We start from the raw sequence: 787 nt of genomic DNA, 5'->3' as shown, positions 1-787 counted from the left end.
GGTGTTACAGATGCAGACCAACTGATTCGTCTAGGAGAAGTGGCTAAGAAATATCATGTGCCACTAGTTAAAGTGACAGGTTCGCAACGTGTTGGTTTGTATGGAGTTAAAAAAGAAGAATTACCAAATATATGGGAAGACCTAGGTATGCGTTCAGCATCAGCTTATGGTAAGAAAACACGCTCAGTTAAAAGCTGTGTTGGTAAAGAGTTTTGTCGATTTGGTACGCAATACACGACACGACTTGGCATTCGTTTAGAAAAAACATTTGAATACATCGATACACCTCATAAATTCAAAATGGGTGTATCAGGCTGCCCAAGAAGTTGTGTTGAATCAGGTGTTAAAGATTTTGGTATTATCTCAGTTGAAAATGGATTCCAAATCTATATCGGTGGTAATGGTGGTACAGAAGTCGAAAAAGCTGAATTTTTAACAACTGTAGAAACAGAAGATGAAGTAATCAAATTATGTGGTGCTTTGATGCAATATTATCGCGAAACAGGTATATATGCTGAAAGAACAGCGCCATGGTTAAGAAGACTTGGATTTGAAAATGTAAAAGAAGTCTTACTTGACCCAGAAAGACAAAATGAACTATTTGAACGCATTATGGATGCTAAAAAAGCAGTCGAAGCTGAACCTTGGGAAGCAATAACTAGCAATGCGCAAGCACGTAAAATTTTTGAAGTGGAGAAGGTGTAATACATGGAAACAAAAGAAAAAATTAAAGTGACAACTATAGATGAATTAACACCCCTAATTGGAAAAAAGGTTATTGTCAAAG

The 787-nt window shown here is 36.6% G+C and carries 2 pseudogenes; both read left to right on the top strand.

Going from position 1 to position 787, the window contains the following annotated elements:
• Positions 1–705 (top strand): annotated as a pseudogene (locus IDG60_RS17635) (nitrite reductase large subunit); the annotation flags it as partial.
• 3 nt (positions 706–708) lie between these two features.
• Positions 709–787: pseudogene (locus IDG60_RS17630) on the top strand (nitrite reductase); the annotation flags it as partial.

The sequence above is a fragment of the Staphylococcus sp. EG-SA-2 genome, assembly GCF_017152085.1.
The sequence above is the reverse complement of the archived record's forward strand: the minus strand, read 5'-3'. Positions and strand labels throughout refer to the sequence as shown.